General features: G+C 58.5%; 11 protein-coding genes and 1 tRNA gene. 5 read left to right on the top strand and 7 right to left on the bottom strand.

All coding sequences use genetic code 11. From position 1 onward, the window contains the following. Positions 1-39: 39 nt before the first annotated feature. From AAC622_RS00950 to AAC622_RS00960, 3 genes are all read left to right on the top strand, one after another. Complete coding sequence (locus AAC622_RS00950) at positions 40-2478, top strand: heavy metal translocating P-type ATPase (protein WP_340259893.1); 2439 nt, start codon at positions 40-42, stop codon at positions 2476-2478. Next, entirely contained in the window at positions 2478-2882 is a 405-nt protein-coding gene (cueR, locus tag AAC622_RS00955; protein ID WP_340259894.1) for a Cu(I)-responsive transcriptional regulator, read from the top strand. The genes AAC622_RS00950 and cueR overlap by 1 nt, the downstream gene beginning before the upstream one ends. A 70-nt stretch (positions 2883-2952) precedes the next feature. Beyond that, positions 2953-3029: transfer RNA gene (locus tag AAC622_RS00960), tRNA-Met, on the top strand. 68 nt (positions 3030-3097) lie between these two features. On the opposite strand, the gene AAC622_RS00965 is transcribed toward AAC622_RS00960, so the two are convergent. Next, entirely contained in the window at positions 3098-6001 is a 2904-nt protein-coding gene (locus AAC622_RS00965; RefSeq protein ID WP_340259895.1) for a valine--tRNA ligase, read from the bottom strand. Between the two features lie 210 nt (positions 6002-6211). Between AAC622_RS00965 and AAC622_RS00970 the strand changes: the two genes are divergently transcribed. Beyond that, on the top strand, positions 6212-8506 hold the full coding sequence (locus AAC622_RS00970; RefSeq protein WP_340259896.1) for a xanthine dehydrogenase family protein molybdopterin-binding subunit: 2295 nt from the start codon (positions 6212-6214) through the stop codon (positions 8504-8506). A 2-nt stretch (positions 8507-8508) separates the two neighbouring features. On the opposite strand, the gene hrpB is transcribed toward AAC622_RS00970, so the two are convergent. Beyond that, positions 8509-10917 (bottom strand): ATP-dependent helicase HrpB, encoded by a 2409-nt coding sequence (hrpB, locus tag AAC622_RS00975; RefSeq protein WP_340259897.1) that lies wholly within the window; start codon positions 10915-10917, stop codon positions 8509-8511. An 85-nt stretch (positions 10918-11002) separates the two neighbouring features. Between hrpB and meaB the strand changes: the two genes are divergently transcribed. Continuing rightward, complete coding sequence (gene meaB / locus AAC622_RS00980) at positions 11003-11992, top strand: methylmalonyl Co-A mutase-associated GTPase MeaB (protein ID WP_445322587.1); 990 nt, start codon at positions 11003-11005, stop codon at positions 11990-11992. 58 nt (positions 11993-12050) lie between these two features. On the opposite strand, the gene rpoD is transcribed toward meaB, so the two are convergent. The 5 genes from rpoD to AAC622_RS01005 form a co-directional block, all read right to left on the bottom strand. Further along, a complete protein-coding gene (gene rpoD / locus AAC622_RS00985; protein ID WP_340259898.1) occupies positions 12051-14048 on the bottom strand; it encodes an RNA polymerase sigma factor RpoD in 1998 nt (665 codons plus the stop codon). A 93-nt stretch (positions 14049-14141) separates the two neighbouring features. Then, a complete protein-coding gene (gene dnaG / locus AAC622_RS00990; RefSeq protein ID WP_340259899.1) occupies positions 14142-16094 on the bottom strand; it encodes a DNA primase in 1953 nt (650 codons plus the stop codon). A gap of 78 nt (positions 16095-16172) precedes the next feature. After that, the gene (locus AAC622_RS00995; RefSeq protein WP_340259900.1) at positions 16173-16736 is read right to left on the bottom strand and encodes a sarcosine oxidase subunit gamma; all 564 of its coding nucleotides are present in this window, start codon (positions 16734-16736) and stop codon (positions 16173-16175) included. Further along, positions 16729-19668: a sarcosine oxidase subunit alpha family protein gene (locus tag AAC622_RS01000; protein WP_340259901.1), complete on the bottom strand. Its 2940-nt coding sequence runs from the start codon at positions 19666-19668 to the stop codon at positions 16729-16731. The genes AAC622_RS00995 and AAC622_RS01000 overlap by 8 nt, the downstream gene beginning before the upstream one ends. Next, positions 19658-19933, bottom strand: a complete 276-nt coding sequence (locus tag AAC622_RS01005) for a sarcosine oxidase subunit delta (protein ID WP_340254411.1) — start codon at positions 19931-19933, stop codon at positions 19658-19660. The genes AAC622_RS01000 and AAC622_RS01005 overlap by 11 nt, the downstream gene beginning before the upstream one ends. Between the last annotated feature and the right edge of the window lie 13 nt (positions 19934-19946).

Below are 19946 nucleotides of genomic sequence, written 5' to 3' on the forward strand. Positions count from 1 at the left end.
GGGGAAATACCCCAACTGATTGATAAGTGACCCTTTAGAATGCTAGACCACCAAGCGCAGCGCGTGATCCCTTTGACTGTTGAGAACCTCTCTTGTGGGGGCTGTGCTGCGCGGGCGGAAAAGGCGCTTGCGGCCTTGCCGCATGTTCGTTCTGCTCAGGTCAATTTGACCACCAAAACCGCCCGAGTGACAGCCACGCCAGAGTTTGATCTGTCAGCGATGGATGCAGCGATGCGCAAGGCGGGGTATCCCGTTGCGCTTGACCCTGCGCAGACCAATCACTGGCGTTTTGCCGTGGAAAATCTCAGTTGCGGGGGCTGTGCCTCCCGCGCTGAAAAAGCCTTAAATGCCCATCCCGCCGTGATCAAAGCCGAAGTCAATCTGGCCATGAAAGAGGCCTATGTCACCGCGACCCCCGATTTGGCCCTTTCCGATTTAACCGATGTGATGCTCCAAGCAGGCTATCCAATCCTGTCTGCGCCCGCCGCGGCAGAGGTGCAGCCCGAGCGCGGCGCAGAGGATGAAGGGCACCTGCTGAAGCGACAGTTGATCTTGGCGGCGCTCCTAACCTTGCCTGTCTTTATCATGGAGATGGGCGGGCATCTTATCCCCGCATTTCATCACTGGCAGGTTGCGACCTTTGGGGAATTTACAACCCGTCTGGTGCAATTCGCCCTGACCACCTTGGTCTTATTTGGCCCAGGTGCTGTGTTTTTCCGCCTAGGGGTGCCTGCATTGCTGCGCGGCGCGCCAGAGATGAATTCCTTGGTTGCCTTGGGGGCCACGGCGGCATGGGCCTTTTCCACTGTGGTCACATTTGCACCAGATTTGATCCCAGAAGCCAGCCGCTTCATCTATTTCGAGGCCGCTGCGGTCATCGTCACCTTGATCCTCTTGGGGCGTTTTTTGGAATTTCGCGCGCGTGGTCAGGCGGGCGCAGCCATTCGCAGCCTCATGGAACTGCGCCCTGACACAGCCACCCTCTTGCAAGATGGGGCCGAGCGGCAGGTGGCAGCGTCTGAATTGCGGATCGGGGATCTGATCCGCGTCAAACCAGGTGAGAAAATTGCCACCGATGGCATCGTGACCGAGGGCGAGGCCTTGGTTGAGGAAAGCATGATCACAGGCGAGCATGTTCCAGTTACGAAATCTGCGGGTGATCGTGTTGTGGGCGGCACGATGAACCGCGCGGGTAGCGCCATTTACCGCGTGACTGCAACAGGTGGGCAAACGGTTCTCGCGCAGATCGTGGATATGGTCACAAAGGCGCAGATGACGCGCCTGCCTATCCAATCTTTGATCAATCGCGTTGCGGCGGTTTTTGTGCCTGTCGTGATCGCTGTGGCGTTTGTGACCACGGCGCTTTGGTGGGTCTTTGGCCCATCCCCCGTGCAGGCTATGGTGATTGGCGTGTCTGTTCTCATTATTGCCTGCCCCTGCGCCATGGGTCTGGCGACACCTGTGTCCGTTATGGCGGGAACGGGGCGCGCTGCGGAATTGGGGGTGCATTTCCGCGAGGGGCGCGCATTGCAAGATTTGCGGCAAGCCGACATTGTGGCCTTTGACAAAACAGGCACCCTCAGCACGGGCGCGCCTGCGCTTGTGGCGTGTTACAACGCGCAAGACGAAGATCGCCTGATTGCCTTGGCCGCAAGTGTTGAGCGCGGATCAGAACATCCCTTCGCCCAAGCAATTGTGGCCGAGGCCGAGGCGCGTGGGCTGACCATCGCGGCGATGCAAGGGTTCCAGAACAGCATCGCTGGCGGCGTCCGCGCTACTGTCGGGGGCGCGGAGATCTCCTTAGGCACAGAGGCCTATTTGGCAGAGGTGGGTGTCACTGTCCCAGACATTCCCCCTCAGGGCGCAAGCCCGATCCACTTGGCGCAGGATGGTGCCTATGCCGGCAGTCTGGCCTTTCGTGATCCTGCTAAGAAAGATGCCCGCGACACGATTGACGCGTTGAAAAACATGGGTCTGAAGATCGCGCTTCTTTCAGGTGATGCTGCGCCTGCGGTTGATGCGCTTGCCGCAGAATTGGACATCACAGAAGCCCATGCTCGCCTCAAGCCCGAAGATAAATTGGCACTTGTGGCGGCGTGGCAAAAGGCGGGGCAGCGCGTTGTTTTTGTCGGTGATGGGATCAATGACGCCCCTGTTTTGGCGCAGGCAGATGTGGGCATCGCGCTTGGCAGTGGCACCGATATCGCGATGCAGGCGGCAGATGTGGTTCTGGTGTCTGGCGCGCCATGGGGTGTTGTGGATGCCATGACCCTGTCGCGGGCCACTTTGCGTAATATTTGGCAGAATCTATTTTGGGCTTTTGGCTATAATGTGGCGTTGATCCCTGTCGCAGCAGGGGCATTGGCCCTGATCGGAGGGCCGCTTTTGAACCCGATGTTGGCGGCGGGCGCGATGGCGGCAAGCTCGGTCTTTGTGGTGATGAACGCGCTACGCCTGCGTCATGTGGGGGGGCATTGATGAATATATCGCAAACGGCCATGGCCACGGGCCTGCCCGCCAAAACCATCCGCTATTACGAGGAAATTGGTTTGATTGCGCCTGCGCGCGGTGGAAACGGATACCGCAGTTTTTCGCAACAAGATGTGCATAAGCTGGGCTTTCTTGGGCGCGCTCGTGAATTGGGGTTTTCCATCGAGGAGTGCCGCGCGCTTTTGGCCCTTTACGAGGATCGCGGGCGCGCAAGCGCCGATGTGAAAGAGATCGCGCAACAACATTTGCAGGAAATTGATGCGAAAATGGCCAAATTGGCCGCGATGCGGGCGGCCTTGGCCGATCTTGTGTCGCGCTGTTCGGGGGATCACCGCCCCGATTGTCCAATCTTGGAGGATCTTGCGATTGAGCCAAGCGGGCGGGTGGATTGAAAAACTGCGCGGGCGCTTCGATTTTGAGGTTGACGCTTGCCCCCGCTTGTCCTACTTCCGCGATGCTTCTGGCGGAGTAGCTCAGTTGGTTAGAGCAGCGGAATCATAATCCGCGTGTCGGGGGTTCAAGTCCCTCCTCCGCTACCAAGCCTTTCCTTGCACATTTTGCACCGTGATTGACGCAGCAGCGGCGCTCGTGCGCCGCCGCGTTCATCTTAGCCCAATTCCGCCAAACGCGCGAAGGCGGTTTTAATCTTGGCTTCTTCTTCCTCACGGGCCGCAAGGTTTTCGCGGGCCTCCGCGACCACATCTTCGGGGGCGCTTGCCACGAATTTGGGGTTGTTCACGCGGCCCTTCAGCCCGCCGATTTCTTTGGCTAACTTATCCAGCAGCTTTTGCAAGCGCGCCTTTTCCTCGGCCACATCAATCAGATCAGCCACGGGCAGGCCGAACGTGCCGCCCTCAACCGCAACTGTGACCGCCCCTTTGGGAATGGTCTGGGTAAGGGTCAGCTCCGAGATGCGGGCAAGCCGTTCGATCATCGCTGCGTTATTGTCCCACGCGGCCTGACCGCGCGCATCGAGATCAAGCTGAAGCAATTGCACCTTAAGCCCCACAGGCACATGCATTTGCGCGCGCACGGAGCGGATTTCTTCGATCAGCGAAATCACCCAAGTCATCTCGCGTGCGGCCTCGGCATCGACCAGTTTCGCGCCATAGTCGGGCCAATCTGTATGCACCAGCATCTTGGGGCGATCTGCAATCTCGCCCCACAGGTCTTCGGTGATGAAGGGCATTGTGGGGTGCAAAAGGATCAGACATTGGTCGATCACCCATGCCATGGTCGCGCGGGTTTCGGCGATGACAGCCGCGTCATCAGAGGCAAAAAGCGGCTTGGCGAACTCGACATACCAATCGCATACCTTGCCCCAGACAAAGGCATAAAGCCCGTTTGCCGCATCGTTGAACCGATATTGCGACAGCGCCTCGTCATGGGCCAAACGCGCCTGCGCGGTTTCGCCGATAATCCATTTGTTTACAGTTTGACTGACCGATTTTGGATCAAACCCTGCAAGAGGTTTGCAATCGCTCATTTCCGCAAACCGCGCGGCGTTCCACAGTTTCGTGCCGAAATTGCGATAGCCTGCGATGCGGTCTTTCGACAGTTTCAAATCGCGCCCCATCGCGGCCATGGAGGTCAGCGTAAAGCGCAGCGCATCCGCGCCAAATTCGTCAATCAATTCGAGGGGATCAAGCACGTTGCCGATAGATTTCGACATCTTGCGCCCCTTTTCATCGCGCACCAGCGCGTGGACGTAAACGTCACGGAAGGGGATATCATCGACCACAGCCAATTGCATCATCATCATCCGCGCAACCCAGAAGAAGATGATGTCAAAGCCCGACACAAGCGTTGAGGTCGGGAAATAGCGTTCCAATTCAGGTGTCTTTTCAGGCCAGCCAAGCGTGCCAATGGGCCAAAGGCCAGAGGAGAACCAAGTGTCGAGAACATCGGGGTCGCGGGTCAGGGATTTGTCGCCTGCCATCGCCTGCGCTTCCGCCTCTGTTGGGGCGCAATACATTCCGCCTTCGTCATCATACCACACAGGAATCTGATGCCCCCACCAAAGTTGCCGCGAGATCGTCCATGGCTCGATATTCTCAAGCCAGTGGAAATAAACCTTGCGGTGTTGTTCGGGCATGATCCGCGTGCGGCCCGTGCGAACGGCCTCTAGCGCGGGTTCCACGATTTTGGCGGTGTCAACAAACCATTGGTCGGTCAGCATCGGTTCGATCACGATCTTTGAGCGATCCCCGAAGGGCTGCGTGATGGTCTTTTCTTCGACCAAAGGCACCAAGGCATCAGCGCCCTCTGCATCCGCTTTCAGCGCGGCTTTGCCAAGGCGGGGGTCATCGGCGCGTGTCATCACGGCCAGACCTTCGGCGGTGATTTCGGCCACAACCGCATCACGGGCGGCGTAACGCTCCATCCCGCGCAGATGGTCGGGAACAAGGTTCAGCGCGTCCACTTCGGCCTCGGTTAGGGTCTTGTCCCCATTGGCCACTTCTTGCGCAATCTTCGCGGCCTCGGCATAGGCTACGCCACCGGCGCGCAGATGCGCGCGTGTGTCCATCAGGCGATAGCAGGGGATATTGCCCCGCTTGGCCACGGCGTAATCGTTGAAATCATGCGCGCCCGTGATCTTGACCGCGCCCGAGCCGAAATTGGGGTCCGGATATTCATCCGTGATGATCGGGATCAGGCGGCGATGTTCCTTTGGCCCGACAGGAATTTCGCAGAGCATCCCCACGATGGGCTTGTAGCGTTCGTCATCGGGATGGACGGCCACCGCGCCATCACCAAGCATGGTTTCAGGCCGTGTGGTGGCAATCGAGATATAATCGCGCGTCTCGCGCAAGGTGACGTTTCCGTCCTCATCCTTCTCGACATATTCATAGGTGGCCCCACCCGCGAGCGGATATTTGAAGTGCCACATGTGGCCTGTCTGGTCGATATTCTCGACCTCAAGATCGGAAATCGCAGTCTCGAAATGCGGGTCCCAGTTCACCAACCGCTTGCCGCGATAGATGTAGCCTTTGTTATACATATCGACAAAGACCTTGATCACCGCATCATGGAAATTGCCCTCTTCGCCTGCGGGCGCATTGGGTGCCCCTGACATGGTGAAGGCCTCGCGTGACCAGTCGCAAGAGGCGCCAAGGCGCTTGAGCTGTTCGATGATCGTGCCGCCAGATTTCTTTTTCCACGCCCAAACATGGGAGAGGAATTCCTCGCGGCTCATATCGCGGCGCGCTTTGCCCTCCTTGGCCAATTCGCGCTCGACCACCATTTGCGTGGCGATGCCCGCGTGATCGGTGCCCGGTTGCCACAGCGTGTCAAAGCCGCGCATCCGATGCCACCGCACAAGCACATCTTGCAGCGTGTTGTTGAACGCATGGCCCACATGCAGCACGCCCGTCACATTGGGGGGTGGGATCATGATGCTAAACGCCTCAGAACCTGCTTTGGCATTGGCCCCTGCCTTAAAGCATTCCCCTGCTTCCCATTTCGCGGAAATCCGCGCTTCGGCTGATTTTGCGTCGAATGTCTTTTCCATTTGATCTGCCTTCGGGCTGCATCTGCGTGTGGGTTCTCAGTGCCTCCCTTACCCAATGGGGCGGGTGAGGCCAAGGGGCAAGGGGGCGCTTCTCTACGGGAAATCGTGAGAAAGCGGCGGGCGAGACTGGACAGATCGATCTGGCCCGCTACTGTGCGACATAAGCGAAGGCGCGTTTCGCAGGTCAGCGCCATGCCAGTAGGAGGGATCATGAAAAAGTTTGGATCAAGCCAATCGGTGAAACGCCTTGAAGATGCTCGTCTTTTGACGGGGCAGGGGCGCTATATTGATGATATTGCGCCAAAGGATGCCTTGGTGGGGTTCGTGCTGCGCAGCCCTGTTGCACATGGCACTATCACCACCCTTGTTCTTGATGCCGCGCGTGCCGCGGATGGGGTGCATATGGTCATCACGGGCGCTGATATCGAGGCGGCGGGGTATCTGAATGCGATGCGCTATGTCACCGTGAAAAACGGCGATGGCAGCGATGCGGTTGCCCCGCGCCGCCCCGTCCTGACCACCTCGCGGGTGCGGTTCGTGGGCGAGGCCGTGGCCTTTATCGTGGCAGATAGCCTTGCGCAGGCGCGCGATGCGGCTGAACTGATCGAATTGGATATTGATGATCTGCCCGTGAAATTAGATCTTTCTGCAGGCGGCGCGGCGCTGCATGACGAAGCGCCCGATAACGTGGCCTATAATTGGGAACATGGCGATGAGGCGGTTGTCAAAACTGCGATGGCACAGGCTAAACATCGTGTCAGTCTGCGCATCGAAGACAACCGGATCATCGTTAATTCAATCGAGCCGCGTGGGTGCTTCGCGGAACCGCAGGGTGAGCGTATCCATCTGGGCGTAAATGGTCAGGGGGTCTGGGGCACCAAAGGTGATCTATCCAAATTCTTTGGCATTGATCCTTCGCACGTCCGTGTGACCACGCCCGATGTAGGTGGCGGGTTCGGGATGAAGACCATGGGCTATCCCGAATATTTCCTAACCGCGATGGCCGCCCGCCATCTGGGCCGCCCTGTGCGGTGGATGTCCGATCGCACCGAGGCCATGTTGGCCGATAACGCGGGCCGCGATTTGGTCACAGTGAGTGAGCTTGGCTTTGACGAGAATTATCGCCTCGTGGCCTATCATTTGGACAGTTGGTCAAATCTTGGGGCCTATGTCTCGCAATATGGGCAGCTGATCCAATCAAACCTATTCGCCCGCGTTTTGACGGGCACCTATGACATTCAAAATGTGTTTTTCCGCAACCGTGCGGTATTTACCAACACCGCGCAGGTCGATGCCTATCGTGGGGCGGGGCGCCCTGAGGCGATTTTCTGCCTTGAGCGCAGCATGGATCACGCTGCCCGCGTCTTGGGGGTGGATCCCGCCGAATTGCGCAGGCGCAATTTCATTCGCCCCGATCAGATGCCCTATCGCACTGCAACGGGGGAGCTATACGATGTGGGCGAGTTTGGGGCGCTTTTGGATCGTGCTTTGGAAAAAGCGGATCTGTCGGGCTTTGACGCACGCCGTGCGGCCAGCGCCGCCAAGGGCAAACTGCGCGGCGCGGGGATTTGTTACTATATCGAGTCAATCCTAGGCGACCCCGATGAGCGGGCCAAGATCGAACTCACTGATGCCGGCGCGCGCGTTTATGTCGGGACGCAATCAAACGGGCAAGGCCACGAAACGGTCTATCCGCAGCTTGTCCATGATCAAACGGGCCTTCCGCTTGAGGCGATTGAGATCGTGCAGGGTGATAGTGATTTGATCGAAATGGGTGGCGGCACGGGTGGATCGCGCTCGGTCACTGTGCAGGGCATGGCGCTGCGCGCCGCAGGTGATAGCCTCATCGGTGGCTTGCGCGATTTCATGGCGGATCATCTCGATGCGGATGATGTCAATTTCGATGCCGATGAAGGTGTCTTCCGTGCGCCTGGCTCAAATGTGGTGGTTACGCTCCTAGAGGCTGCAGAGGCCGCGCGCGGTGCGGGCCGTGCTGATCTGTGTGTGGTGCAGGAATATGTCAAACTGCCCGGGCGTTCCTATCCCAATGGGTGCCATATTGCTGAGGTCGAGATTGACCCCGAAACGGGTGTGATGGCCGTGGATCGCTACACTGTGGTAGATGATTTCGGAAATATGATGAACCCAATGCTGGCCGAGGGCCAAGTGCATGGTGGCGTTGCGCAGGGGATTGGTCAGGCGGTTTGCGAGCGCGTGGTTTATGACGCAGATGGTCAGCTGTTGACAGCAACCTTCATGGATTACGCGATGCCGCGTGCCGATAATATACCCTTTATCGGCTTCTCCATTCGCCCTGTTCCTTCAACCGCGAACCCATTGGGGATGAAGGGCTGCGGCGAGGCAGGCACAGTGGGTGCGTTGGCGGCAGTTTCGAATGCGGTCAATGATGCGCTTGCGGATATGGGGGCCAAGGTTGAGATGCCCTTTACCCCCGCCCGCCTGTGGGAGGCCATCGAAGCCACCCGCGCGATTGCGGCGGAATAGGGTTATGTCCCGCGTGGTTTGGCCCGCAGGGTTGGGTCAGCCGCGCGTGGATCTTCGGGCCAAGGGTGGCGGGGATATTGCGCACGCATATCCTTGCGCACATCCGCATAAGAGCCTTCCCAAAATTGCGGCAGATCTTGCGTCACCTGAATAGGGCGCTGCGCAGGAGAGAGCAGCGTGAATTTAATGGGCAAGCGATCTGGCCCTATGCGCGGATGCTCGGTCACGCCAAAGACCTCTTGGATGCGCAGTGCAATGCCGGGTTGGGCATCTCCGTAGTCAATCGCGACTTGCCGCCCCAAGGGGGTTGTCCAATGCGCAGGTGCAAGACGATCAAGCTCGGCCAAGGCCTCATATCCCACCAACAGCTTTAGCCCCTCGCTTGGATCGAACCGCCCCAGATCATCCGCAGTGCGCGCTGTGCCGAGGAAGGGCAAAGCCCAATCTTCAAGCCGTGCCAAAAGCGCCTCATCGCTGACATCGGTCAAGCCCGCGAATGCAATGCGCGCCCGCAGAAATGTTGCGCCGCGTGTCCACCCTAACGCGTTTAGGCCAAGGTCGCGAATACCCGCGCAGAGGGCTTTTGTAACCTCCTCGGGGTTTGGCTTGGGGTCATGCCTCTCGTCTAGGATGAGTGCGCCAAAGCGTTCTTGCAGCTTGGTTTCAACGCGCCGCAGGCGCGGGTTCCAGTCGCAAATCTTCTGCCATGCAATTTGATCGCCATAGATGTCGCGCAACTCGGCTTCGGTCAGGGCAAGCGCGCCCCTGATCCGGGCTCCGCGCGGGTTGCCATCAAGGTCACTGGCAACAATCAAGCGCGCGCCTGCCAATTCATCGCCTGCGTCAAAGATGGCACCTTTTCCACCTGACAGAATGTATCGCGGGGCATCTCCCTTGCGGCGCATCCCGATACGGTCGGGATAGGCCAAAGCCAGATATTGGGCGTCACTTAACGCGCGACCTGTGGCCAAGGGTTTGAGGCGCGCCATTTCCTGACGGATACGCGCAAGGGGAGGGGATTTTCCTGCAGGGCCGTCCAAAAGGCGCAGACGCAGCTTCAGATCACTTTGCGAAGTTTGCCCCTGCAGGGGGTCACGCTCGCCCAAAAGGGCCGCAATTCGGGCGGCGCGCGCATCCCCAGACAACAGCATATGCGCGAGACGCGGGTGCAAGGGCATTGCAGCCATCGCGCGCCCGTGAGCCGTGATCCGCCCTTCGGCGTCCAAACCCCCAAGCCCCTGCAACAAGGCCCGCGCCTCGGCCAGAGCGCCCAGAGGGGGCTGTGTGAGAAAAGCCAAGCCATCCGCGCTGCCCCAAAGGGCCAATTCCAATGCCAAACCTGTCAAATCGGCGGCCTCGATTTCGGCGGGGGGGAAAGCGGGTAGCGCGCCTTCGCTGCCCTTCGTCCAATTTCGATAACAAATGCCTGCCGAGACACGACCCGCGCGGCCACGGCGTTGATTCGCCTCAGCGCGGCTGACGGGTTCGGTTACAAGCCGTGTCATGCCTGAGGCGGGGTCAAACCGCGCGCGCCTTGCGCGGCCACTGTCGATGACCACGGATATATCCGTAATGGTCAGTGAGGTTTCTGCGATGGATGTGGCAAGCACCAATTTTCGCGCACCATCTGCCTCGGGGGTAATGGCCGCGCGTTGCGCGGCTAAGGGCATTGCCCCATAAAGTTGATGAAGGCGAATATCGCGGGGTAAATCAAGCAGGGCTGCGGTGCGTGCAATCTCGCCGTGACCCGGCAAAAAGGCCAAGATGCCCCCCTCCGTTTCGTGCAGGGCCTGCAGGATCAGATCGGCCATCGCGCGCTCAAGCCGCGTCTCCTTGGGCAGAGGGGCGGGCAGATGATGGGTCACCACCTCAAAGGCTTGGCCCGCTGATGTGACAAGGGGCGCGTCATCAAGGAGTGCCGCCACAGGGGTCGCATCCAATGTGGCCGACATGACCAAGATCTTTAGATCTGGCCTAAGTGCGCCGCGTAATTCCCAACTCAAGGCAAGCCCAAGATCAGCATTGAGCGACCGCTCGTGGAATTCATCAAAGATGATCGCACCAATTTCAGGCAGGTCAGGCGCGTCTTGGATCATGCGGGTGAGAATGCCTTCGGTCACAACCTCAATCCGCGTGGAAGGGCCTGTTTTGCTGTCGCCGCGCATGCGGTAGCCGATGGTCTGCCCCACCCCCTCGCCCAAGGTTTGCGCCATGCGTTCGGCAGCGGCACGCGCGGCCAAACGGCGGGGTTCAAGCATGAGGATACGACCCTGCACCGCCCCCGCCTGAAGCAGGGCAAGGGGCACACGGGTGGTTTTGCCCGCGCCAGGCGGGGCCTGCAAAACGGTGCGGCCTGCGCGCGCAAGGGCGGCGATCAACTCGGGCAGTATATCATCAATCGGCAGGCGCATGGGGCGGCAAAAGTCTTTCGGGGTGGACGTAGCTTGGCCGAACAGGCAGAAAAGCCCTTGTAAGGTCAAGGAGTAATCAGCCCCGATGACGGCAGAATTGGATATTCTCGATCTCAAGGATCGGATTTTTGCGGGTGAACGCCGTGCGCTTGCCCGTGCCGTGACCTTGGTCGAAAGCAGCCGCGCTGATCATCGTGCGCAGGCGGCCGCACTTTTGGACGCGCTGCGCGGCCATGGGCGTGAGGCGCTGCGCATCGGCCTCTCGGGCACGCCCGGTGTAGGGAAATCCACCTTTATCGAGGCCTTTGGGATGATGCTGACCGATGCAGGGCTGCGCGTGGCAGTTTTGGCGGTTGATCCAAGCTCTGCGCGCTCAGGCGGGTCAATCTTGGGCGATAAGACACGGATGGAGCAGCTCTCGCGCGTGCCTTCGGCCTTTATCCGCCCCTCCCCCAGCCAGGCAAGCCTCGGCGGTGTGGCGCGCCGCACCCGCGCGGCGGTGTCGCTGTGCGAGGCGGCGGGGTTTGATGTGGTCTTGATCGAGACAGTGGGTGTGGGCCAATCCGAAACGATGGTGGCCGAGATGTGCGATCTTTTCGTGCTGCTTTTGGCGCCCGCGGGCGGGGATGAATTGCAAGGGGTCAAGCGCGGGATCATGGAAATCGCCGATCTGATCTTGGTGAACAAGGCTGATGGTGATTTGCGCGCCACCGCCACCCGCACAGTTGCCGATTACGCAGGCGCGCTGCGGCTGTTGCGCAAACGCCCGCAAGACCCCGAAGGGTTCCCCAAGGCACTGGCCGTTTCAGCCGCGGAAGGGGCAGGGATTGAGACAGCATGGGCCGAGATGCAGAACTTGGCGCAGTGGCGAAGGGAGGCGGGCATCTGGGAAGAAACCCGCGCCACGCAAGCGGCTCATTGGTTCGAGACAGAATTGCGTGAGGGGTTATTGGCGCGGCTGCGCGAGGATCAAACGATCCGCGCCGCCATCGAGACCCGCGTGCGTGATGTGGCAGAGGGCAAAATCAGCCCCGATGCGGCGGCGGCGGAGATTTTGGGAAAAATGGCCCCTTAGGCCGTTTTCCGCATGAGCGCGTCTTTGGCGATCAACAAAAGCCAAGGCAGGCCGTGCATCACTGATCCAAGAAACTCCGCAGCTTCCTGCTCCGCGAGGGGTGCTTCAGCTTCCGCAGGGCTTTCGCCTCGATCTGCCTGATCCGCTCGCGGGTCACGGAAAACTGCTGTCCCACTTCCTCGAGCGTATGGTCGGTATTCATCCCGATGCCGAAGCGCATCCGCAGCACGCGTTCCTCACGCGGCGTGAGCGAGGCCAGAACGCGGGTCGTGGTTTCCTTCAAATTTTCCTGAATGGCGCTGTCCAACGGTAGCACGGCGTTCTTGTCTTCGATGAAATCGCCAAGCTGGCTGTCTTCTTCATCGCCAATCGGGGTTTCCAAGGAAATAGGTTCCTTGGCGATTTTCATGACCTTGCGCACTTTCTCAAGCGGCATTTGCAGCTTTTCGGCCAATTCCTCGGGCGTGGGTTCGCGGCCGATTTCGTGCAACATCTGACGGCCTGTGCGCACCAGTTTGTTGATCGTTTCAATCATATGCACAGGGATACGGATCGTGCGGGCCTGATCCGCAATCGAACGCGTGATCGCCTGCCTGATCCACCATGTCGCATAGGTCGAGAATTTATAGCCGCGGCGATATTCGAATTTATCCACCGCCTTCATCAGGCCGATATTGCCCTCTTGAATCAAATCCAAGAATTGCAGGCCGCGATTGGTATATTTCTTGGCGATGGAGATCACGAGGCGCAAATTCGCCTCGACCATTTCTTTCTTCGCCTGACGCGCTTCTTTCTCGCCCTTTTGAACTTGGTTCACGATGCGGCGGAATTCGCTGATATCAAGGCCGACATATTGGCCAACTTGGGCCATATCGGCGCGCAAGTCTTCGACCTTATCGCGGGAGCGTTCCATCAGGGCTTGCCACCCACGGCCAGGTTTTTCGGCCATGCGATCCACCCATGTGGGGTCAAGTTCATAGCCGCGATAGGCCTCGATGAATTCATGGCGATTGATACGGGCCTGATCGGCCAGTTTCACCATGGCGCTATCGATCGACATGATGCGGCGGTTGATGCCGTAAAGCTGGTCAATCAGCGCCTCGATACGGTTGTTGTGCAGGTGCAGTTCATTCACCAATTCCACAATCTCGCCGCGCAGTTTTTGATAGGTGGCCTCATCGCCCGAATCAAAGCTCGAATCTTCATTCAGCGTGGCCGAGATACGCTTGTCCTGCATTTCGGCCAGATAGATGTAATCATTGGCGATACGATCTAGGGTTTCCAAAACGCGTGGCTTAAGCGCGGCCTCCATCGCGGCCAAGCTCATATTGGCTTGATCGTCCTCGTCCTCGTCATCATCGCGGGCGATTGGGTTCCCATCCGCGTCCAATTCTGGTTCGTCACTCTGGTTCGATGCAGCACTGCCGCTGTCGCGGTTGTCGCCATCCAAACCACCAACCACGGGCGCTTCATCATCTTCTTCACCGATTGAGCGGCCAAATGTGGCGTCTAGGTCAATTACATCGCGCAGAAGAATATCTTCTTCTAGCAATTCGTCCCGCCAGATGGTGATCGCCTGAAAGGTCAGGGGGCTTTCACAAAGCCCTGCGATCATGGTGTTGCGGCCCGCTTCAATGCGCTTGGCAATCGCAATTTCACCTTCACGCGAGAGCAACTCAACGCTGCCCATCTCGCGCAGATACATCCGCACAGGGTCATCTGTGCGATCCAGTTTTTCGGTCTCGCTGCTGGCCAAGGCCACTTCGCGCGAGGTGGAGGTTTCCACCAACTCACCGCCTGAGGATTTGTTTTCCTCGTCCTCGACTTCATCATCTTCGATGATATTCACGCCCATCTCAGACAGCATCGACATGACATCTTCGATCTGTTCAGAGGAGACCTGTTCAGGCGGCAAGACAGCGTTCAATTGATCATAGGTGATAAAGCCACGCGCGCGGGCCTCGGCGATCATTTTTTTGACGGCAGCTTGGCTCATATCTAGACCGATTTCGGTCTCTTCGCCTTCGGGTTTGCCGTCATCGCTGTCTTTGGCCATCGGCGATTATCCTTTTCGTTCAAGCTCGGCCAAGGTCGGCTGACGCTTGCACCTGAAATCATTGTAGTGCGAATCAGTGATTCGCAAAGCGGATTAGCGTTTTTTCTTCTCCCACACGCGCTCCTCTATCAAGTGGCGCAGGCGGTTTGAATATGCAGATGTGTCTTCACTGGCATCCGCTTGGTCGTTTCTTTTCGGCTTTGTGGCTTGTTGTAACGTCTTTAGGGCCTGAGTTAAACGCCATGACAGGTGCGGATCGTCTTCGGTGCGATCCAACCCCTCAAGGGCTTCGGCCATTTCATGGTCGATCCCATGCCACGCGGCCAGTTTCGCGAATTCCTCCGTGAGGCAGTCTCGTGCTTTGTCTTCCGCGCCCTGCGATAAAATGGGCGGTGTGATGCGCACATGGCCCATTGAGAGCAGATTTTCAAGAAGGGGAGATAACCCAAAAGCCTCTAATTCTTGGTTAAGGCTTTCTTTGTCACGGCATCGCGTCCCCAAAAGATGCGCACTCAGGCGGCGATATTCCTCCAGCTCAGGGTGTAGTCGGTCAAGCTGCGGCTCAAAATGATCGAGCAAGGCGGGGTAAAGACACAACAACGCCAAGATGACCGACCAACGCAGATCTTTTTCGCTAATTGCCCCTGATGCGAGGGCCGAGGCAAGGGTTTCCGCCAAAGGTTCGAGAGGGAGGTCAGGGCGCATAAACCCAGCCTTGCGGGGGCTGCGGGCTGTTTTAGGTGCTGCCGAACTCTGCCGTTTTTGGCGGAACAGCTGCCATTTGAGGTCTTTGAATGCTGTATCGTAGTGGTGGCGTAAATCAGGATCTTGGATCTGTGCCGAGGCGCGGCGCAGCGATTTGTCCAATTCGGCGCGCCGTTCGGGGCTGTCAAAAACACGGCCTTCGGTTTCGCGCTGCCACAAGAGGTTGACCAAAGGCTGCGCCCCGTCAATCAGGGTTTGCATTGCGCCGCGCCCTTTGGCACGGATCAGATCATCAGGGTCTTGGCCCTCAGGAAGGATGCAAAACCGCAGGGATTTTTGCGCACCCAACATGGGCAGGGCTAGATCAATCAGGCGCATTGCGGCGCGCAAGCCCGCCTTATCCCCGTCAAGGGCGATGATCGGCTCGGGCGAAATGCGCCACATGAGGTGCAATTGATCGGCGGTGATGGCGGTGCCAAGCGGGGCCACCGCCGCCTCAAACCCTGCACGCCATAGCGCGATGACATCCATATAGCCTTCTGCCACGATCAAAGGCTGGCCCTTGCCCGCGGCTTCGCGGGCGGGGCCGTGATTGAACAAGGCGCGCCCCTTATCGAACAGAGGTGTCTCGCGACTGTTGAGATATTTGGCGCGTGCGTTCGGATCCATCGCGCGCCCACCAAAGCCGATGCAGCGCCCGCGCGGATCACGGATGGGAAACATGATCCGATCTCGAAACGCATCATAGGGCGCGCCACCGTCATCGGGTTTGCTGGCAATCCCTGCAGTGATGATATCCTCGGCAGCGATACCTTTGGCCTGCAATGCCTCAAAGGCCCCGCGCCGTGCTGATGGGGCAAAGCCGATTTCAAATCGCGCAAGCGTGGCTTCATCTATGCCCCGCTTTTCAAGATAATCCCGTGCGTCACGGGCCGCAGACGATTTCAACTGTAGCTTATAGAATTGCACCGCCGCCTCGGTGGCCTGTGCCAATTTCTCGCGCGCGTCTGATTTTTCCTGTGCGCGTGGATCTCGTTCTGGCATGGGCATACCTGCCTCACGCGCAAGGATTTCAATCGCCTCTATGAAGCTGACATTTTCAGTATCTTTCACAAAGCTGATTGCATCGCCTTTGGCCTGACAGCCGAAACAATAATAAAACCCCTTGCGATCATCGACATGGAAGGATGCGGTTTTCTCTTGGTGAAAGGGGCAAGGGGCCCACATATCCCCCTTGGCCGCATTGGATTTGCGGTTGTCCCACATGACTTTGCGCCCGACCACCTGCGACAGCGAGATGCGGGTGCGCAATTCATCCAAAAATCCAGGCGGTAAACTCATGGGGCGAGTATCTGCGCGAACGCAGGCGCTGTCCAGATGCCGCCGCGCGATCCTCTGTGGAGAACCCTGTGGGCAAATTCACAGCGCGGCTGATCTGCGCGCGGCCACCCCTTGCATTGCATGGGTCAGTTCGGTCAGGGCTGATTGTGCCATGGATCGCATCACAAATATCTCGATGTGATCTCCGTCATCGGCTGTCACAAATAGCGCATCAATATGGCCCAATAAACTGCGCTCAGAACGCCGTGGCCCGAAGGCGGTCGGGCGCAGATCCAAAGGACAAAGCCGCGCCAAAACCTCGGCCAGATCAGGCCCTGTCAGCGTGAACCGCGCCAAAGCCCCGCTTTGATCTGCCAAAAGCGCGTAAGGTGCCAAGGGGGCAAGGGGGGCTGAAGCCCCCAAAAGAAGCGCATGATCTAGCCCGTTCCAAATCAGCCGCAGTGTGTCGTTTGTGACGACCTCACTAGGCGCAGGAAATTTTAGGCCCAAATCAGATTTCAGGATCGTGTTCACCGCATCAAGGCAGTTTGGATGGGGCAAGAGTGCCGTGATGTTTTGGGGGGCATCGATGCTGAGCTGAATCGTGCCATGAGAGATTTCACTGGGGCCCGTTATAACTGGGGCTAGGGAAAGATCAGTCACGCATCCGCCCTCCGTCAGGGTCAAAGAAGACAGGCGGGCAAATCTCGCAAAGGGTTTCTTGCCCGCGTAGATGATCAACCATTTTCACCTGATCCCCATGTCGTGCGCGCCCATCCACAAAGAAGCCAAGTGCGATTGGATGGCCCAAGGTTGGCGAGAAACAGGCGGAAGATACGTAGCCTTTTGAGGTTTCCCGACTGGGTTTTGCATCGGCCTCGAACAAATGCCCACCTGCAAGAATTTTTGATTGGCCATCAACAGGGCGCAACCCGATTAATGCGGGGCGCGCAGGGTCAAGCAACCCTTCGCGCGCCGCGCCTGCACGGCCGATGAAATCACTTTTCTTCTTGGACAATAGCCCCGCCATGTCCAAGTCACCCGCGGTCACGCGGCCATTGATTTCGGCATGGGTGATAAAGCCCTTTTCAAGACGCAAGACATTGAGGGCCTCGACCCCATAAGGCCCGCCCCCCATCGCTTCGGCGCGGGGCATAAGCGCGTCATAAAGGCTTGCGCCATAGCCCACGGGAACCGCGATTTCATACCCTTCCTCGCCTGAGAAAGAGATGCGGAAAATGCGGGCAGGCACGCCCAAAACATCCCGCGCGACCCATCCCATAAAGGGCAATTCATCGCGGCGCAGGTCTGTGGTCAGACCCGCCACAAGGTCAAACGCCTTTGGCCCTGCCACCGCGAATTGCGCCCAAGCCTCTGTTGTAGAGGTCAGGCTGAGTTTCCAATTAGGGCAAAAGACCTGCGCCACAAATTCCAGATGCGCCATGACCTCGGCTGCGGCGGCAGTGGTCGTGGTGATCACATAGTCATAGGGGCCTACCCGCGCGCAGGTTCCGTCATCCATAACAAACCCATCTTCGCGCAGCATCAAACCATAGCGCACACGCCCCTCTGGCAGGGTCGACATCGTATTGCTGTAGACAAAATCAAGAAACCGCGCGGCATCAGGGCCACACACGGCGATTTTGCCCAAAGTAGAAACATCGACAACACCGACCGCATTGCGCACATAGCCCACCTCGCGGTTGCAGGATTGCAGCCATGTTGTCTCGCCATTTTGTGGGAAATAGGATGCACGATACCACAGGCCCGTGGCCACCATTGGGGCATTGCGGGCAACACTTGCTGCATGGCTGGTGGTCAGGCGTTCGGGTGCAAACCCTTTGCCTTGCGCGCCCGCGCCAATCGCACCAAGGGACACGGGCACAAAGGGCGGGCGATAGGTTGTCGTGCCAGTCTCGGAAATTCCACGACCCGTGGCATCTGCCAAAACCGCAATCGCGGTCGTGTTTGAACTGCGTCCTTGATCGGGCGCCATTCCTTGGGTCGTGTAGCGCTTCATATGTTCGACCGATCGATACCCTTCTTGCGCGGCAAGGCGGATATCTTTGGTGGTCACATCATTGGCAAAATCAATCCATGCCCGCTTTTTGCCAGAAACCACCCAATGGGGCCTCGCTGTCTCGCGCGAAGCGGGGGCGATTGGGCAGGGCGTATGAGGGGCCGTCAGGCCCAATTCGGACAGGGCATTGATCGCCGCTGCAAACCCCGAGGTGAAACACTCGGCAGTGCTGAAATATCCTGCAGCACTGCCTGCGTAATGCAGGGCAGGCACCGCGCCCTCAGGGGCAAGAAAACAGGATTTCTCCGCGTTCCAAATTGCGCGGGCGCCCATATGGCAGGCAAGGTGAATATTGGGGTTCCATCCCCCAGACATTCCCAAAGCGCCTATGTCCATATCGGTGGTTTTTCCCGCGGCATCACGAATGGTTATGCCCGAGATACGCGTGCGGCCGCGTGTCGCCACGACCTCCGCACCACTATAAAGTGGATAATCGCCAAGCGCAGGCGCATCGCTGCGCGGATCGATGACGGCGGCAAGGGTTGCCCCCGCGGCCTGCAAGGCAAGCGCGTCGCGATGTCCTTGATCCGTGCTGACAAACAGCGCGATTTTGCGCGCTGGCAAGACGCCGTAGCGGTCGAGATAGGATCGCATTGCGCCTGCCATCATAATGGCGGGGCGGTCATTGTCTGCAAATGCGATGGGCCGTTCAACAGCGCCTGTGGCCAAAATCGCAGCGCGCGCAGTGATGCGCCAGAAACATTCGCGTGGCACAGTGCCATTCGGGGCGTGCTCAAGTCCCACGCGCTCGATCATGCCATAGGTGCCACCATCATAGGCCCCCGTGACTGTGCAACGCGGCATGATCCGCACATTGGGCATGGCAGAAAGCTTGGCCGATATCTGCGCGAGCCAAGTTTGCGCAGGCATATCGTCAATTGCAGCATCCTCAAGCCAAAGCCTGCCGCCGAGTTCTGTGTTCTCGTCAACAAGGATCACATCCGCGCCCGCCTCAGCCGCGACAAGGGCGGCAGTCAGGCCCGAAGGGCCAGCGCCAATGACCAGAAGATCACAATGCCCAAAGGCCTTTTCAGATGGTTCTGCCTGCATCTCGCGGGACAAGCGGCCCAAACCCGCTGCGCGGCGGATCAGGGGTTCGTAAACCGCTTCCCAAAAGCGGCGCGGCCACATGAATGTTTTGTAGTAAAACCCCGCGCTTAAGAAGGGCGCGGCCAGATCATTCACGGCCAAAAGATCAAACCCAAGCGGCCCAAGATGGTTTTGACTGTTCGCAACAAGCCCCTCATAGAGGGATTGCATTGTGGCGCGTGTGTTCGGGATTGCGGCCCCATATGGCCCGCGTGACAGTTCAACCAAGCCGTTTGGATCATCCGAGCCTGCCGTCACGATCCCGCGGGGGCGGTGATATTTGAAACTGCGCCCGACTAATGCGACATCATTGGCCAGAAGGGCAGAGGCAAGGCTATCGCCCTCGAACCCCTGATAGGTTTTGACGTCAAAGGTAAAATTGAGCGGCTTGTCGCGATTGATCCGTCCTTTGCCCTCAACCCGCATGATCTTGCCCTCGATCGCGTAGCAACTGTGCCCCTAGGATGGCGTGGCTGACTGTGTTTCGAGTTACAGATATCCACGCCCCGCAGCCGTGTGCATGGCGCCAAATCTCAACGATTTGGCCCGGTTGATTGTCTCGCAAATGCAGATAGCTGTGCCACGCCGCCACGCCCGCCTCAGCCGCAGGGCGATCTGCATATGTAATATCGCCTTTGGGACGAAATTCGCGGCTGTCTCTTTCGCCGCAAATGGGGCAGGGGATACGCATAACCGTCTCGATC

This window comes from Roseobacter sp. HKCCA0882, assembly GCF_037805225.1.
Taxonomy (GTDB): domain Bacteria; phylum Pseudomonadota; class Alphaproteobacteria; order Rhodobacterales; family Rhodobacteraceae; genus M30B80.

Coding starts and splice junctions, on each gene's coding strand:
- AAC622_RS00950 (WP_340259893.1), top strand. CDS start 40: ATGCTAGACCACCAAGCGCAGCGCGTGATCCCTTTGACTGTTGAGAAC.
- cueR (WP_340259894.1), top strand. CDS start 2,478: ATGAATATATCGCAAACGGCCATGGCCACGGGCCTGCCCGCCAAAACC.
- AAC622_RS00965 (WP_340259895.1), bottom strand. CDS start 6,001: ATGGAAAAGACATTCGACGCAAAATCAGCCGAAGCGCGGATTTCCGCG.
- AAC622_RS00970 (WP_340259896.1), top strand. CDS start 6,212: ATGAAAAAGTTTGGATCAAGCCAATCGGTGAAACGCCTTGAAGATGCT.
- hrpB (WP_340259897.1), bottom strand. CDS start 10,917: ATGCGCCTGCCGATTGATGATATACTGCCCGAGTTGATCGCCGCCCTT.
- meaB (WP_445322587.1), top strand. CDS start 11,003: ATGACGGCAGAATTGGATATTCTCGATCTCAAGGATCGGATTTTTGCG.
- rpoD (WP_340259898.1), bottom strand. CDS start 14,048: ATGGCCAAAGACAGCGATGACGGCAAACCCGAAGGCGAAGAGACCGAA.
- dnaG (WP_340259899.1), bottom strand. CDS start 16,094: ATGAGTTTACCGCCTGGATTTTTGGATGAATTGCGCACCCGCATCTCG.
- AAC622_RS01000 (WP_340259901.1), bottom strand. CDS start 19,668: ATGCGGGTTGAGGGCAAAGGACGGATCAATCGCGACAAGCCGCTCAAT.
- AAC622_RS01005 (WP_340254411.1), bottom strand. CDS start 19,933: ATGCGTATCCCCTGCCCCATTTGCGGCGAAAGAGACAGCCGCGAATTT.